The 15001-nt window shown below is 64.8% G+C and carries 18 protein-coding genes and 1 pseudogene; 7 read left to right on the forward strand and 12 right to left on the reverse strand.

Features of this window, described 5'->3' with window-relative positions:
• Positions 1-127: 127 nt before the first annotated feature.
• Together ACILR9_RS21320 and ACILR9_RS21325 are read right to left on the reverse strand one after the other, a co-directional pair.
• Positions 128-355, reverse strand: coding sequence for a hypothetical protein (locus ACILR9_RS21320; RefSeq protein WP_395711968.1), 228 nt, complete (start codon positions 353-355; stop codon positions 128-130).
• 65 nt (positions 356-420) lie between these two features.
• Positions 421-1260 (reverse strand): annotated as a pseudogene (locus tag ACILR9_RS21325) (amidohydrolase family protein); the annotation flags it as partial.
• 327 nt (positions 1261-1587) lie between these two features.
• Between ACILR9_RS21325 and ACILR9_RS21330 the strand changes: the two are divergent.
• Positions 1588-1980 (forward strand): DJ-1/PfpI family protein, encoded by a 393-nt coding sequence (locus tag ACILR9_RS21330; protein WP_395711969.1) that lies wholly within the window; start codon positions 1588-1590, stop codon positions 1978-1980.
• A 62-nt stretch (positions 1981-2042) separates the two neighbouring features.
• On the opposite strand, the gene ACILR9_RS21335 is transcribed toward ACILR9_RS21330, so the two are convergent.
• The 5 genes from ACILR9_RS21335 to nth form a co-directional block, all read right to left on the reverse strand.
• Positions 2043-2555, reverse strand: a complete 513-nt coding sequence (locus ACILR9_RS21335; RefSeq protein ID WP_395711970.1) for a VOC family protein — start codon at positions 2553-2555, stop codon at positions 2043-2045.
• 244 nt (positions 2556-2799) lie between these two features.
• Positions 2800-2961, reverse strand: coding sequence for a hypothetical protein (locus ACILR9_RS21340; RefSeq protein ID WP_395711971.1), 162 nt, complete (start codon positions 2959-2961; stop codon positions 2800-2802).
• A gap of 301 nt (positions 2962-3262) precedes the next feature.
• Positions 3263-3679, reverse strand: a complete 417-nt coding sequence (locus ACILR9_RS21345) for a potassium channel family protein (RefSeq protein ID WP_395711972.1) — start codon at positions 3677-3679, stop codon at positions 3263-3265.
• Between the two features lie 24 nt (positions 3680-3703).
• Positions 3704-4780 carry a calcium/proton exchanger gene (gene cax, locus ACILR9_RS21350; RefSeq protein ID WP_395711973.1) on the reverse strand — a complete coding sequence of 359 codons (1077 nt, stop codon included), beginning with the start codon at positions 4778-4780 and terminating at the stop codon, positions 3704-3706.
• Between the two features lie 189 nt (positions 4781-4969).
• A complete protein-coding gene (nth, locus tag ACILR9_RS21355; protein ID WP_395711974.1) occupies positions 4970-5629 on the reverse strand; it encodes an endonuclease III in 660 nt (219 codons plus the stop codon).
• Between the two features lie 13 nt (positions 5630-5642).
• Between nth and ACILR9_RS21360 the strand changes: the two genes are divergently transcribed.
• Together ACILR9_RS21360 and ACILR9_RS21365 are read left to right on the forward strand one after the other, a co-directional pair.
• The gene (locus tag ACILR9_RS21360) at positions 5643-6134 is read left to right on the forward strand and encodes a DUF2244 domain-containing protein (protein WP_395711975.1); all 492 of its coding nucleotides are present in this window, start codon (positions 5643-5645) and stop codon (positions 6132-6134) included.
• Between the two features lie 7 nt (positions 6135-6141).
• Entirely contained in the window at positions 6142-6345 is a 204-nt protein-coding gene (locus tag ACILR9_RS21365; RefSeq protein WP_395711976.1) for a hypothetical protein, read from the forward strand.
• A 74-nt stretch (positions 6346-6419) separates the two neighbouring features.
• On the opposite strand, the gene ACILR9_RS21370 is transcribed toward ACILR9_RS21365, so the two are convergent.
• Positions 6420-7715 (reverse strand): hypothetical protein, encoded by a 1296-nt coding sequence (locus ACILR9_RS21370; protein ID WP_395711977.1) that lies wholly within the window; start codon positions 7713-7715, stop codon positions 6420-6422.
• A gap of 163 nt (positions 7716-7878) precedes the next feature.
• Here ACILR9_RS21370 and ACILR9_RS21375 point away from each other — a divergent pair, with 163 nt between their 5' ends.
• Entirely contained in the window at positions 7879-8100 is a 222-nt protein-coding gene (locus ACILR9_RS21375) for a hypothetical protein (protein WP_395711978.1), read from the forward strand.
• 74 nt (positions 8101-8174) lie between these two features.
• Positions 8175-9185 carry an MvdC/MvdD family ATP grasp protein gene (locus ACILR9_RS21380; protein ID WP_395711979.1) on the forward strand — a complete coding sequence of 337 codons (1011 nt, stop codon included), beginning with the start codon at positions 8175-8177 and terminating at the stop codon, positions 9183-9185.
• A gap of 146 nt (positions 9186-9331) precedes the next feature.
• On the opposite strand, the gene dapB is transcribed toward ACILR9_RS21380, so the two are convergent.
• Positions 9332-10129 (reverse strand): 4-hydroxy-tetrahydrodipicolinate reductase, encoded by a 798-nt coding sequence (dapB, locus tag ACILR9_RS21385; protein WP_395711980.1) that lies wholly within the window; start codon positions 10127-10129, stop codon positions 9332-9334.
• 54 nt (positions 10130-10183) lie between these two features.
• Here dapB and ACILR9_RS21390 point away from each other — a divergent pair, with 54 nt between their 5' ends.
• Complete coding sequence (locus ACILR9_RS21390) at positions 10184-10456, forward strand: DUF3303 domain-containing protein (protein WP_395711981.1); 273 nt, start codon at positions 10184-10186, stop codon at positions 10454-10456.
• A 277-nt stretch (positions 10457-10733) separates the two neighbouring features.
• Here the strand turns inward: ACILR9_RS21390 and ACILR9_RS21395 are convergent, their stop codons facing one another.
• Entirely contained in the window at positions 10734-12194 is a 1461-nt protein-coding gene (locus ACILR9_RS21395) for a M81 family metallopeptidase (RefSeq protein ID WP_395711982.1), read from the reverse strand.
• A 3-nt stretch (positions 12195-12197) separates the two neighbouring features.
• Positions 12198-12791 (reverse strand): DNA-3-methyladenine glycosylase I, encoded by a 594-nt coding sequence (locus ACILR9_RS21400; RefSeq protein ID WP_395711983.1) that lies wholly within the window; start codon positions 12789-12791, stop codon positions 12198-12200.
• 61 nt (positions 12792-12852) lie between these two features.
• On the opposite strand from ACILR9_RS21400, the gene ACILR9_RS21405 reads away from it, so the two are divergent.
• Positions 12853-13572, forward strand: coding sequence for a haloacid dehalogenase type II (locus tag ACILR9_RS21405; RefSeq protein ID WP_395711984.1), 720 nt, complete (start codon positions 12853-12855; stop codon positions 13570-13572).
• A 41-nt stretch (positions 13573-13613) separates the two neighbouring features.
• Here ACILR9_RS21405 and ACILR9_RS21410 read toward each other — a convergent pair whose 3' ends face one another.
• A complete protein-coding gene (locus ACILR9_RS21410; protein WP_395711985.1) occupies positions 13614-14999 on the reverse strand; it encodes an amidase in 1386 nt (461 codons plus the stop codon).
• Positions 15000-15001 lie beyond the last annotated feature (2 nt).

Consider the following 15001-nt stretch of genomic DNA (forward strand, 5'->3'; position numbering starts at 1 on the left):
CGGCCTGTGGGTCCTGCTGCGTGTCTCAGCTCCCGGCCGCGGACCGACCTCGCCTCAGGCGACTGCCTTCGCCGGCTTTGTCTGCGCATTCGCCCTCGGCGAATGCGACCCGGGCACTCGTTGGAGATTACGAAGCCGTCGGTGCACGGGCCGACTGCACGGAGCGCCTCAGCAGCGCATAGGCGCTCCCGCCCGTGATTGCGCCCAGCACATAGAAACACGCTGCGATCACGGCGAGCGGCGCCCGCACGCTGAGGCCGAGAAAATCCATCGATACGATTTCCCGGTTCTGCACCAGGAAGATGAGCGTGGCGGCCACGAACAGAACGATGATCGCCGTATGAACCCACCGCATGGTCATCTCCCCCTTTTGCCCGAGTGCGCGCGCCGGTTTGGATCACGCTGACGTTGGATCAAGACTCAATTGGGCAGGGAATTCTTGTAGGCCCTGCCATCCTTCATGATGACGACGAAATTCTTGCCGGGATCGGCCACGATGTCGATGTTTTCCAGGGGGTTGCCTTCGACCAGGAGCAGGTCGGCGAGCGCCCCCGGCTCGACGACACCGAGCTTTCCGGGATAGGGATTGCGCAGGCCGGAGAGCGCCAGCAGCTCGGCATTCGTCGAGGTCGCCATGATCAGCGCTTCGGCGGGCGTGTACCAGCGCGCAAGCGAGGCCAGGATGGCGCCCTGTTGCTGCGCCAGTGCGGCGGAGAACAGCACGTCGGTGCCCCACGCCGTCCTGATCTTGTACTTCTTCGCCAATTCGTAGGTTCTGGCGATGCCGGGCCAGACCTCCTCCGCCTTGGCCCGCTGGACCGAACCCTCCGGGAAGCCCAGTCGAAGACCTTCGGGCAGCGGCTGCATGCTGAGCCAGATGCCCTTCTCGGCGAACAGCTTGGCCGTGGTCTCGTCCATCAGCATGCCGTGCTCGATGCACTTCACGCCGGCGGCAATCGATCGCTGGATCGCAACCGGCGTGAAGGCATGTGCGGCGACGTAGCTGCCCCAGCTCTCGGCCGCTTCGACAGCCGCCCGCAGCTCGGCCTCGGTGAAGGTCGCCACGTCGATCGGGCTGAAGGGTGACGATACGCCGCCGCCCGCCGTCAACTTGACCTGGGAGGCGCCCTGCATGAGTTGCTCGCGCGTGCGCAGGCGCACCTCGTCCGGGCTGTCGGCCACCATGGCGCCGCCGAGCTGCTCCATCCGGCTGGGCGGGCCGCCGAGCGTCCGCGGTAAATCGGTGAGCTGACGGAAATTTGCCGGCGGCGAGAGCGTGGCACTCCTGCCGTCGAAGATGCGCACGTTCTCGAACACCGTGACGGCGCCGCTCGCCTGCGGGCTGGCTTGCGCGCGGACGACGGATGGCAGTCCGACTGCCACGGGCAGAAGCGTGGTGATGAAAGCGCGTCGGACAATCGAGGTCATGCACTCACTTTCCGGGCGGACGCAGCATGCCTTCTGACGGCATCGTGCGTCCAGGGTATGCGCGGCCTTTCTCGTGCAGACACCCCCGATATGATGCGCGCGAGGCGTCTGGGCGCCGCCCGGGCTCGTCTTGCCGATTGCCCCCGTGCAAGTCAGGATTTGCGTCGAGGCCTTGGCTTCCTGACGCAGCAGGCATCCCGCGCGCGCATGATGTGCTCGGTGTGCGACGGTGCGATGCTGCTGGCTGCGGCAGGGCCGCTGGACGGCTACCAGGCGACGACCCATTGGGCATTTACGTCCTGCTTCCCCCAACGCTTTCCCAAGGTGCTTGTTGCGCCAGGCCATCCCCGCTTTGTCCACGACCGCGATCGCCTGACGGCCGGCGGCGTCGCCTCGGGGCTGGACGCGGCCCTGAAGTTGATCGACCTGCTGGGCGGCACGAAGCTCGCCCAACAGGTCCAGCAGGATACGCAGTACTATCCCGATCCGCCGGTCACCAGCGAGATTCCGCCGGCGCCGGCCGAGTGCCCGATTCCGGCAAGCTCCGCCTGAGTGCCGGCCGACCGCGGCCCTATGTTGCGGGCGCAATCTCTCATGCCGGCGCTACATCTACGCTACTCGGCTGGCGCCGGTACGGGGTTCACGCGGGATTTCACCTCGGCATCCCAGGGTCCCGGGAAGCAGCCGCGGCCGACCATGTCGGAGGCGAACACGCTGTCCTGGCGCGGCCACTGCTCGCGCGGCAGCTCATACGACACCTCGACACCGTTGCCGTCGGGGTCGCGGAAATAGATGCCCAGTGAGATGCCGTGGTCAGCCACGACGTCGATCGGGATGTGCCGGTCCTTCAGCCGGTAGTAGGCCTCTTTCAGGTCGTCGAGGCTCTCCAGCATCCAGGCCATGTGATTGAGGCCGACCTGACCCTTCATCGGGCCGTGGGCGTCGTCGCCGACCTGCATCAACGCCACCTCGTGGCTCTTGTCCTTGTCGGCCGACAGGAACGCCGCCCAGCCCGGGCGGTAATGATAGCAGTGCAGGCCGAGCACATCCTCGTACCACTGCTTCGAACGTTCGGCGTTGCGCACGTAGATGTTGACGTGGCCCAGGTGTTTCGGTCGAAAGCTCATCGCCGGTCTCCTTCCGCTTGGCGCCAGTCTACGCCATTGCGGGCAATCTGCGAATGCAAGGAAGGCCGACGAGACGCCCGCGGTTGCCGCATCGATTCCGGTGAAGCCCGCCGTCGGCGCGTAGGTATGCAAGGAAGGCCGACAAGACGCCCGCGGTTGCCGCGGCACCGGCGATCTGGCCCACGTGCCCTATTTGGCTAACGATGGGCCAAGGCGGTCTCGACTGCCCGGTGGCCGGCCGGCATCACCGGCGCGGTTCGTTTGCGAAGACTTCGCGGATCGAGCCGGTCCGGCCGCTGCGGGTCGCTACGATATTGCCGTGGCGATCGATCGGGTTGCCCTGCGTATCGTAGCCCGGCCCGTCATCCGACATGCGGCCGTAAATTACGATCTCCGGGATCACCATCGCGCATCTGTATTCGATCGGCGTGGATCCCTTTCCACAGGAACTGTCCCGGCCGGCACGGGATGCCGGAAGGTCGCGACCTTGGGCTGCCGCCATTGACGAGACGAGGACAAGGGCGGTCGCCAGCAAAGACTTTCGAATCATGCCATCTCAATTCCGCCGGAGCACCGAGGTTGCATCTGATCGTCGCCAATCGCCGGAAAGATCAGGCAAGGCGACGGCAAAGCGACCGACGACCCCGCCCTCGAGGGCAAGGGGCCTCAAGAAGCTCTGAGCCAACTTCCGTCGGATGTCTGACGGATCACGAATAGGCCAGGACCTTCCGCAACACCTCGAAGATCACAGCGGTCGACCAGCCGAACAGCAGCACGCCGCACATCGCCGTCGCAGGCCCGAGCAACCGCCAGCGCTCCACCGGAACGACGTCGCCGTAACCAAGGGTGGTGTAGTTGACGAAAGCAAAGTACAGCGCGTCCGCCTCTACAGGAGCGGCACCGATGACCGTGTAGGTCCCGGCCCATACGGCGACCTCCAGCATGTGAGCCAACATCAACACCCCTACGGTGGCGACCATGGTCGTCGTCAGCATGAGAGCTGGTGGAGACGCCGTCCGCGCCGCAACCCTCGGGGCCACGCGGACGACGATTGTCATCACAGTGGCGTGGATCACGATGCAGATAGCGCTCGTCACGATGCCGACGAGAAGTTGCAGCAGCATGCTCCGCCTCGTGCCTCCGGTCTTTCAGGAGGGCACGCCGAAGACGGTGAGCGCCATGACCAGATAGACCGCCAGGAGTTGGATTCCGGTAAACCAGGTGGATCGACCGTCGACGATCAGGATAGAGGCCACGAAGGTCGCCATCAGCACCAAGAACACCTCGACACCGGTGAAGGCGAGGCTGAGCGGCGCTGGAGCCATCACCAGGCTGAGCAGCACGAGCAGCGGTGCCACGAACAGCGCGATCTGCGTGCTGCTGCCAATGGCGATGCCGATGGCCAGCTCCATGCGATTGCGCATGGCGACCAGGATAGCGGTGCTATGCTCCGCCGCGTTGCCGACCACGGCGACGACGACGACGCCGATGAACAGGTTCGAAAGTCCGAGGGCCTTTGCGGCATGCTCGACGGTGCCGACAAGGATTTCGCTCATCCATACGATCAGAAGGGTGGCCACCACCATGACGCCGACAGTGAGCGGCATCGACCAGCGCGCGCCATGAATCTCGCGTTCGACGGTATCGTGGTCGCTCTTGAACAGGTGTGCGTGCGTCACCAGCGAGAACACCAAGCTCAGCACGTACACGACCAGCAAGATTCCAGACACACCGATGCTGAAGTTGACGGACTGGGCGACATACTTGCCGCCGCCAATGACGGCGACGATCGAGGGGATCAGAATGGCCATGGCAGCCAGCGCCATCATGCCGACCTGCGCGCGTGCGCCGATGGTCGCGAAGGTCTGCACCGGGTGGCGCAGGCCGCCGGCCAGGAAGGCTGCGCCCAGCACCAACAGCAGGTTGCCAATGATCGAACCAGTGATCGAGGCCTTGACCACGTCGAGCATGCCAGCGCGCAGCGCCACGAGGGCGATGATGAGTTCTGCGGCATTGCCCAGCGTGGCGTTGAGAAAGCCGCCGATCGCGTCGCCGACGCGAGACGCGAGCTTCTCGGTGGCAAGGCCAAGAAGGCCGGCCAGAGGGACGATGGCGATGCAGGCAATCACGAATCCGAGCAACGGTTCCTGGGGACGGGCGTGATGTATCCAAACGGCCGCTGGAACAGCGATGAGCAGCCACGCCAGGGGCGCCTCGCCCAGCAAGCTTCGAAGCGTCTTCATCGCAACCTCCCGCGTGGTCCCTTGGGGCGAGCGCGCGGCCACAATGATACAATTGCCCGACGCGGAGGGCATTGCGCCTCGCGAGCAGGGGGTGCCGTGCACCACCGGGCCATCAGAGGGCTCACGTCGCAGTGACACTCCCAGCCTCGAGAGCCAGCAGCTTTCGAGCCCTTACACCGCAGCATCGAAAGCAATCGTCTTGCCCTTGAACAGGCAGAGATCGTTCACCACGCAGCGCGGGCACTCCGGCTTGCGCGCCTTGCAGGTGTAGCGGCCGTGCAGGATCAGCCAGTGATGGGCATGCAGGCGGTAGGGTTCGGGCACGCGCTTCAGCAGCCTGAGCTCGACCTCGAGCGGGTTCTTGCCGGGCGCCAGGCCGGTGCGGTTGCCGACCCGGAAGATGTGGGTGTCGACGGCGATGGTCGCCTCGCCGAACGCCACGTTCATCACCACGTTGGCGGTCTTGCGGCCGACGCCGGGCAGCTCCTGCAGGGCGGCATGGTCGCGCGGCACCTCGCCGCCGTGCTTCTCGACCAGCAATCGGCTGAGCGCGATCACGTTCTTCGCCTTCATGCGGAACAGGCCGATGGTCTTGATGTAGTCGATAAGCCGCGTCTCGCCGAGCTCCATCATCTGGGCCGGGGTCTTGATCCTCTTGAACAGCGGCGTGGTGGCTCGGTTGACGCCGGCGTCGGTCGCCTGGGCCGACAGGACGACGGCCACCAGAAGCTGGTAGACATTGTCGTACTCGAGCTCGGTCTCGGGCTCGGGAATCGCCTTCTTCAGGCGGGCGAAGAATTCCGGGATGACGGCGAGCTTCATCAGGGCCATAGGGATTCATAGCATGACTGAAACATCCGCCCCTGAAGTGCATTTCGCCACCTCGCTGGTGCCCTATCGCAGCCTGACGCCGGAGGGCTTCAAGTGGCTGATCCGCGTCGCCGTGGTGGCAAACCTGGCGATCGGCCTGCCCATGCTGATGTTCGGCGCCTGGCCGGTGCTGGGCTTCATGGGCCTCGACGTCCTGCTGCTGTGGCTGCTGTTCAAGCGCAGCTACCTCGATGCCAGGCGCAGCGAGACCCTGGTCCTGACCGACCGGGACTTGATCGTCGAGCGGGTCGCCCCTGACGGCGAGCGCGAGCAGGTGCGGCTGGACGCCTACTGGCTGCGCGTCGACTGGGACGCCGAGGAGGAACGGCTGGTGGTGAGCTCGCGCGGCAGCCGCGTGGTGATCGGCCGCTTCCTCGATCCCGCCAGCCGGCTCGAGGTGGCCGATCAGCTAAAGGCCGCCATCGCCGCCATGCGCGCGCCGCGCTACGATCACAGGTGGGAGTAGCCCATAGGTGGCGCCCCCGGATGAGGCGCATGGTGCCGACGACACGCGGCTCCAGGATCAGCTCTCACGGGGCCAGCAGGTCGATGCGAAGGATCCGGGGGCCGTGCACGGCAAGGCCCAGGCTGACGGGATCATCAAGGAAAAGCTCGGACCCGAGGCGTTGTGGCTGCAGCTCGCGCCGCCGTGGGCCGGGGACCGACGCATCTGCTGATTCGACTTGGAGCCAACCGCCACGGAGGGCTGAGCTCGCGACTGCCCGGCCGCTTTCGGCGGCAGGTCTCGACGTCATCCTCCCGAATGCCCGACCTGTTGAACGATCACGCCGGCAGACGCCATTCCGTCGACAAGCTCGGTTACTTTCAAAGTGGCCAGGTTCCCGCCGTCGGTTATCAAGGTCATTCTATCACAAAATGGGTGGATCATCTCCGGTTGAGGGATGAGCAGCTTCTGCGATTCCATGAGAAAGTAGATTGAATTCGAGTGCTCACAGAAATATCGCTTCATTGCGAGTTCGAGATCTCCTTTCATGGCAAATCCCTGCTTTCCGTGCACGCCGTCTGCCCCTATGAATGCCAAGTCCAGCCTGTTGGGCAACACACCTGTCCTGATTAGTCTCTGGACTTGGCTCACTGAGTCCGCCTTCGAGCGCTTTGTCCCCGGTATTACCGTATACGATTTCGGCCGACACCAGCCCGGTACCAGAAAGACGGAGCAGGTACGATCTTCATCCCCGTAGTCAAGCTCGATGAGCGCTTGCGTAATCTTCTCGGCAGCTCCGATGGAGTTGGTGTATACATCGACTTTCTGAATTGCCCTCGTCTTAATCATCCCGATCAGCTCTTCGACGAGATGCATGACGGTCGATCCACCATCGATCCCGATCACGCATCTGTCTGGAATATGGGCCGAAGCCGCAGATCCAATCATCCTTTTGACAGGTGTGTTCAATCGGAATTTGTAAGCGTGCTTCTCGACCGACAAGAAGGCAATGTCGGAGTTGAAGAAGTAGCCTGCCAACTCTCCAGACGATCGAGCTATACCTAGTTCAGTGATGAATGATGCTGATGAATCGAACTTTATACCAAGCCGCTCTTCGACTTTCCCAATCAGCTCGCTCATGAGAATTGGATTGCTTCGGCGGTGACGAAAGACGACACCCTTGAATTCTTTGATGAGTTCCGAGCGCTCATCGAAGAGAGAGGCGTCGCCCGAGGCATTCGCGGTCGTTGTCGCTGGACTTGATTGTGCCTGGGCAATCGGTCCAAGCACGGCCATTCGTGAAGGCGGAGGCTCGTGGAGCTCATCCAGAAGAAGCCTATAGTCGTCGTAGCCACATTCCTCTGATATTCGTAGAAACAACCGCTCCGTGATCTCTGTCTTGTTCTTGTAGTTCTTGATCGAAGATGGGCTTATGCCTAGAAACGCGGTTATATCGAGTCTATCTGTCGGTTTCTTCTTTTTTCGTCGGATTACGGGGTCCTGACTCTCAATAGGGGCAGACCACAGCTTTCGGACGATTTCATGCAGTCTCGGCCACCAATTCGGCGGAACAGAGATCCGGCGTTCGGGCATTTTTGCCATGATTGTGCTTCCGGTGGCGCTTCGACCCCGTCTAAGCATAGCCAACCATGTCCGACCATGCATGCCCAAGATTGACGATTTCGGTGCCCGGAGCGGATGAAGCATGCTTTGCGGGTCGACTGGAGGCAAGCCCGCCGCCGGCGACGTTGCAAAGGAGAAAGCGATGCGCATCGAGAAGCTGGTCGTCGACTCGCCGACCGTGATCCCGCTGATGGCCGCCCTGCCGTACAGCGTGGTGTTCGAGGGCGAGGCTCCGGAGGAGCACGTCTACGACCCGATCTCCCAGATCACCCGATTCGCGGGCCGGAACTTCAGCACCTGCCGCGAGGACGAGAGTGCCGGAGGGTTCTTCCAGTCCAAGTCGGACACGAAGAAGGACGACTGAGTGCTTGGCGGGAGGGTGGGTAGCCTCGGTTACCCACCCGACCACCATTCGGTGGAGAGGGAATGGAGTGTGGGATGATACTGGTGGTGACAGGCAGGCGTGACGGGCATGTGGGCGCGGTGACGAGGTTTTTTGACGAGGCCGGCGTTCCCTGGGTTCGGCTGAACGTCGAGGACCTTGCGACTAACGCAGAGATCGATGTCGATCCGGCTGACGGTGCAGGCAAGCTTCAGCTCTGCGACAGCGGCCTGGCGATCGACCTTCGCGAGATCTCGGCCGTCTGGTATCGGAAGCCAGAAGCGGTCTCTGTGCAGCACTTCGATCTCGATCCCGCGGCGCTCGAGTACGTCGAGGCGGAGATGACAGAGGTCGTGCTCGGTCTTTATGGCCTGCTCGATCGGGCGTACTGGATCAACAATCCTTTCCGGACGCGAGTTGCGCATCGGAAGCTGGTTCAGCTGCGCGTCGCAGCAGAAGTAGGGTTCTCGGTGCCGAAATCGCTCGTCACGAACAACGCGAAACGCGCCTTGGAGTTTGCTGAATCCGTAAACGGAGACGTAGCCATAAAATCGCTCGGATCCATCTCGGTCGCTCAAGATCGAGCCGATGGGATCATCCAATATGGCCTCTTCACTCGGAGAGTGTCGGTGGATGAGTTGCGTCGACTCGAAGATAAGATCGGCCACATGCCGACCCTGTTCCAGGAGTTCATCCCGAAGCGCGCGGAATTGCGGGTGACGTGCGTCGGCAATGAGATTTTTGTCTGCTCGATCGAGCCGCGAGGGGATGTCACAGGTGACGACTATCGATTCGACACGATCAATCTTGCACACAAGCCTGTAGAGTATCCTCAGTTGCAGTCCCGCATGAAAGCTTACATGGATAAGCTGGGTTTGAAGTTTGGCTGCTTCGATTTCATCGTTCCGGATCAGGGTGAACCGGTATTCTTGGAATGCAACTGCAACGGGCAATGGCTGTGGGTCGAGAAGCTTACTGGTCAGCAGATTGGCCGTTCAATTGCCAATGATTTGATGGCGCTCGGCCGACTGGCCGCAGGGGCGAACCACGCCGGTGTGGCTCACTGACAGTCGCATCCAATGTCCGCCATCATCGATCCCGTGCGCCTTGCTCGCGACGTGAGGGGCGGAATCGATGGGAGGGGACGTCATGGGTCGAGCGGAAGCGGCACGGGTCGGGGAGGCGCCTCGATCAGGTCGGGACCTTGCACGGGTCAGAGACCCAGCACGTCCTTCATGCCGTACAGGCCGGGCTTCTTGGCGCCGAGCCATTGCGCGGCGCGCACGGCGCCCGCGGCATAGGTCTCGCGGCTGAAGGCGCGATGGCTGAGCTCGAGCCGCTCGCCGGCGGCAGCGAACATCACGGTGTGCACGCCCACCTCCTCGCCGCCGCGCAAGGTGGCGAAGCCGATCTCGCCCGACGGGCGGGCGCCGGTGTGGCCGTCGCGGCTCCTGCGCCATACCTCCTCGAGCTTGACCTGCCGGCCGGCGGCGGCGGCGCGGCCAAGCGCCAGGGCGGTGCCGGAGGGCGCGTCGATCTTGTGGCGGTGATGCATCTCCAGCACCTCGATGTCGTAGCCGGGATCGAGCATCGAGGCCGTCTTCTCGACCAGCGCCAGCAGGATGTTGACGCCGAGCGCCATGTTGGCGGCCCACATGATCGGCACTGCCTTGGCCGCCTCGTGAATCAGCGCGGTCTGTGCCGGGTCGAGGCCGGTCGTGCCGATCACCATGGCCACGCCCTTCCCGGCGGCGACCTTGGCGTGCGCCACCGTGGCGGCAGGTACCGTGAAATCGATCACGACATTGGCGGCAGCGATGGCGGCGGCGCTGTCGCCGCCGATCCTGATCTTGTTGGCGTCGATCCCCGCGACTTCGCCGGAGTCTCGTCCGATGGCGTTGCTGTTGGGCGATTCGCTGGCGGCGGCCAGGCTCACGCCTTCGGTGCGCGCAATGCGGCGCACCAGCATCTGGCCCATGCGCCCGGCGGCGCCGACGACGGCGATCTTCATGTCGCTCCCCTCGAGTCTGCCAGCCTACAGTAGCGGACTCGAAAGGGGTGGGACATGCTCTTCATGGTGGTCGAAAAGTTCCGCAACCAGGACGGCAAGGCGGTCTATCGCAAGCTGCGCGATGCCGGCCGCGGCCTGCCCGACGGCCTCACGTTCGTGGCCAGCTACGTGTCGGCCGATCTCGGCCGCTGCTTCCAGCTCATGGAGACCGACGACGTCACGCTGTTCCAGCGTTGGATCGCCGACTGGCAGGACGTCGTCGAGTTCGAGGTCGTGCCGGTGGTCGAGGGCAGGACGACGCGCGAAGCGCTGGCGCCGCTCCTATGAAAGCAACGATTGCCGGCGAGAGCGGGACAGCGCGGCCTGTCCCGCGGCCGAATGACCCGACCGCAAAACGCCGGTCCGACCGCAACAGACGATCCCGACCGCTCGGGTGCGGTCGGCTAACCCATTGATTCAAAAGGCTCCGAACGCACCGAACGCACCGAACGCAACGAACGCAAAAATGCAGGGTGATTCTTGGCGAGTTGGATTCACGCTTTCGCTCCTCCTCCCCAGCTTCGCTGGGGAGGAGGACCGCACATGAGTGGCGCGCTCCCGGCAGTCACGCCCACGGATCGGCGACCTTGGGCCAGAACGGCGTCTTGCGCTTGGTGTAAGGCCAGCGCGTCACGTCGGGGTCGGCGGCGCCGGGCGAGGCGACGTAGAGGATCTCCTTCGCCAGCCCGACGAAGCCGTTGTAGAAATGCTGCGCCGACTTGACGACGACCACGCGGTAGTCGGCCGGGTCGGCGCCGACCGCCTTGAAGGCATCGGCGTGGAAGGTCTGGGTGCGCAGCGTGCAGATCGCCACGTCGACGTTCTGCGACGACAGCAGCGCCATGTCTCCCAGCGGCACCATCACCGGGCCGTAGGGCTGGCGCACGCCGCGGGCGATCTTCTTGACCGTGACGTCGAGGTCGACCGGCTTGCCGCTCACCTCGCCGGACTTGCCGCCGAGCCGCATGCGCAGCCGCGCGCCCTCGCCCGCCTCCTCGGCGATGCGGAACGCCATGGGATCCCACATCACGCCGAACAGCGCCGGGCCGATCTCGCGCTCGACCAGCGCCTGCAGCAGGAAGGTCGAATCGCCGGGTGCGCCGGAGCCCGGATTGTCGGCGCGGTCGGCCAGCACCAGCGGGCCCTGGTTGTGCGAGGCGGCGCGTTCCATGGCCTCGCTGATCGTCAGGTACTGCGTGGCGTAGCGCTCGCGATTGTCCCACAGCTCGCGGCCGAGCTGCTCGGCCAGCGCCTGCGCCTTGGCCCTGTCGCGGTCGGCCACCACCAGGGTGCGCGTGCCGACATCCTCGACGTCGGCGAAGGCGAAGCCGTGGCTCAGCGACACCGAGAGGATGCCGTCCTTGCCCTCGAGCGACTTCATGCGGGTGACGAGCTCGCTGATCGGCGGCACCGAGGTGCGGTACTGGGCGATCATGCGGCAGTCGTGGCGCGCCATCACCGGCTTCACCTTGCCGTCGATCGTGTCGGCGACGATGGCGAACAGCTCGGCGGCGCGGGCCATCGCGTCGGTGTGCGGGTATTCCTTGTAGCCGATCAGCACGTCGGCGCTGTCGAGCATCAGCGCGCTGAGGTGACAGTGCAGGTCGAACTCCGCGCCGATCGCCACGCCGGGCCCGACGATGGCGCGCACGCGCTGCAGCAGATCGCCTTCGCAATCGTCATAGCCGTCGGCGACCATTGCGCCGTGCACGTTGATCAGCACGCCGTCGAGCGGCAGCGCCGCCTCGATGCCCTCGAGAATCTCGTCGCGAAACCTTTCGTAGACCGCGCGCACCGTGGTGCCCGAGGGCGCGGCGAAGGTGGCGAGGCCTTCGATCGCCGTCCAGCCGCGCGCCTCGATCGCCTCGCGCCAGACATGCAGCGGCGCGGTGAAGTTGGTCGGCTCGTGCCGCGTGGCGTCGCCGCGCCAGATGCCGTGCTCCTGATAGCCGCGCAAGCCGGTGGGGAACGGCACGAACTGGTTGGTCTCGGTGCCCAGCGCGGCGATGAAGACTCGCTTGGTCAAACGTTACTCCCGATAGCGATGGCAGCCCACGACATGGTCGTCGACCATGCCGGAGGCCTGCATGAAGGCGTAGCAGATGGTCGAGCCGACGAACTTGAAGCCGGCCTTCTGCAGGGCCTTGGACAGTGCGTCGCTGTCGGGCGTGCGGGCCGGCACATCCTTCATGCTCTTGCGGTTGTTCCTCATCGGCTTGCCGCCGACGAAGCCCCACAGGTACTTCGCGAACGACCCCTCGCGCTCGACCAGGGCGAGATAGGCCTTGGCGTTGCTGACGCTGGCTTCGATCTTGCCGCGATGGCGGATGATGCCGGGGTCGGCCAGCAGCCTGGCGAGCTTGGCCGGCGTGTAGCGCGCGATCTTCGCCGGATCGAAGCCGTCATAGACCTTGCGATAGTGCTCGCGCTTGCGCAGCACGGTGATCCAGGAAAGGCCGGCCTGGCAGCCTTCGAGGGTCAGCAGCTCGAACAGGGCATGGTCGTCCTTGAGCGGCCGGCCCCATTCCTTGTCGTGGTAGCGCTCGTACAGCGGATCGGCCGATGCCCAGCGGCATCGCGGCTTGTTGTCGGTGCCGGGCACCGTGTCGGGCTTGTCGACCATGGCGCGACCCTACCCAAGGCGCCCGCGAGACGCCACACTGGGGCAACGGAGGAACATACCCATGGCCAAGTCTCTCGCCGACCTCAAGGTCTGCATCTTCGACGTCTTCGGAACCGTGGTCGACTGGCGCGGCAGCCTGATCGCGGACCTGCCTGCGCTGGGCAAGAAACACGGCCTCGACACCGACTGGACGAGCTTTGCCGACGACTGGCGCGGCCTCTACCAGCCCCAGATGCACCGCGTGCGCAAGGGCGAGCTGCCGTGGACCAATATCGACGAGCTGCACAAGGAAGCCTTCGAGATGCTGCTCGCCAAGCGCGGCCTCGAGCACCCTGGCGAGAAAGGGGCGTGGGAATTCACCCATCTCTGGCACAAGCTCCGACCGTGGCCCGATTCTGTCGAGGGCATCGGCATGATGAAGAAGAAGTACGTCGTGGCGACGCTCAGCAACGGCAACGTGGCGCTCTTGATCAACATGGCCAAGAACGGCGGCATCCCGTGGGACCATTGCTTCTCGGGCGAGACCTTCCGCCACTACAAGCCCGATCCCGAGTCGTACCTCGGCGTGGTCAAGACGATGTATCTCGAGCCGCACCAGGTGATGCTGGTGGCCGCCCACAACGGCGACCTCAGGGCCGCCCAGAAATGCGGCCTGTCGACCGGCTTCGTCCATCGTCCGACCGAGCACGGCCCCAACCAGAAGACCGATCTCAAAGCAGAGGGCGAGTGGGACGCCGTGGGAAACTCGATGGTCGAGCTGGCCAGGAAGATCGGGTGCTGAGAACATCCTCCTCCCCAGCGTCGCTGGGGAGGAGGATGACCTCACACCTTCGGCCTTCGTTCCCGCCACGGCGTGGCGCGTTCGTAGGCGGCGCCGGCGGCGAACACGCTCGCTTCGTCGAACGGCCGGCCGGCGAGCTGGAACGACAGGGGGAAGCCGTCGCTGCCGAAGCCGCAGCACACGGTCAGCGCCGGCTGGCCGGTGACGTTGAACGGCATGGTGAGCGACGGCTTGCCGAGGAAGTGGAAGATCGGCTGCGGCTCCTCGAAGGTCTCCGGCGCGCCCCAATGGTTGGCGGTCATCACCAGGTCGTAGCCGCGCATCGCCGCGCGCGTGTCGAGCTGTAGCTTGCGCCGGAAGCGCAAGGCCGAAAGATACTGCTCGGCGGTGAGGAAGGCGCCGAGCTGGAAGCGGCGGCGCGTCGTGTAGCCGAACTTCTCCGGCGTCTCGATCACTTCCTGGCGATGGATGGCGTGCGCCTCGACGGTGATGATGACGCGGCCGCAGATGTGATAGTCGCGAATGTCCGGGAAGACGACCTCGTCGACGATCGCGCCGAGGTCGCGCAGCACGCGCACCGCTTCGGAGAGGCCCTTGTCCATGTCGGGCGTGACGCCGTCGTACCAGTGCCGCGCCAGCGCGATGCGCATGCCTCTGATCGGCCGATGCGCCGACGCGCCGTAATCGACCTCGGGCGCCTTGGCCGAGGCCTGGTCGTTGGGATCGTGGCCGGCCAGCACGTCGAGCATCAGGGCGCTGTCCTCCACCGTCCAGGTGAGTGGCCCCGCCGTGTCGAGGCTGAACGACAGCGGATAGATGCCGCAGCGGCTGACCAGGCCGTAGGTCGGCTTGATGCCGGCGGTGCCGCAGAAGCCCGCAGGATTGCGAATCGAGCCGCCGGTATCGGAGCCCATCGCGCCCATGCACAGCGCCGCGGCAACGGCAGTGCCCGAGCCGCTCGACGAGCCGCCGGGCTGGTAGGCGAGGTTCCACGGGTTGCGTGAAGCCGGAAACGGCTGGTCTGGGGTCATCGCGCCGTTGGCGAACTCGTGCGTCGCGAGCTTGCCCAGGATGACGGCGCCGCCAGCCTTGAGCAGTCGCACCGTCTCGGCGTCGACCGAAGGCACGTAGTCGGCCAGCAGATGCGAGTGGCCTGATGTGAGCACGCCCTCGGTCTCGTAGATGTCCTTCAGCGCCACAGGGATCCCGTGCAGGGGCCCGCGTGTAAAGCCGCGACGCCTTTCCAGGTCGGCCTGGGCAGCTGCGGCGCGGGCGCGCTCGGCAGTCACGGTGATGTAGCTCGAGAGCTTGCCGTCTATGGCGGCGATGCGGGCGAGGAACGCTTCCGTGAGGGCCGTCGAGCTGAGCTCGCCGCGCGCCATCCGTCGGCCCGCGTCAGCGATGCTGAGCGTCGTGAGATCGGTCATGG

Source organism: Reyranella sp. (assembly GCF_044224635.1).
GTDB lineage: Bacteria > Pseudomonadota > Alphaproteobacteria > Reyranellales > Reyranellaceae > Reyranella.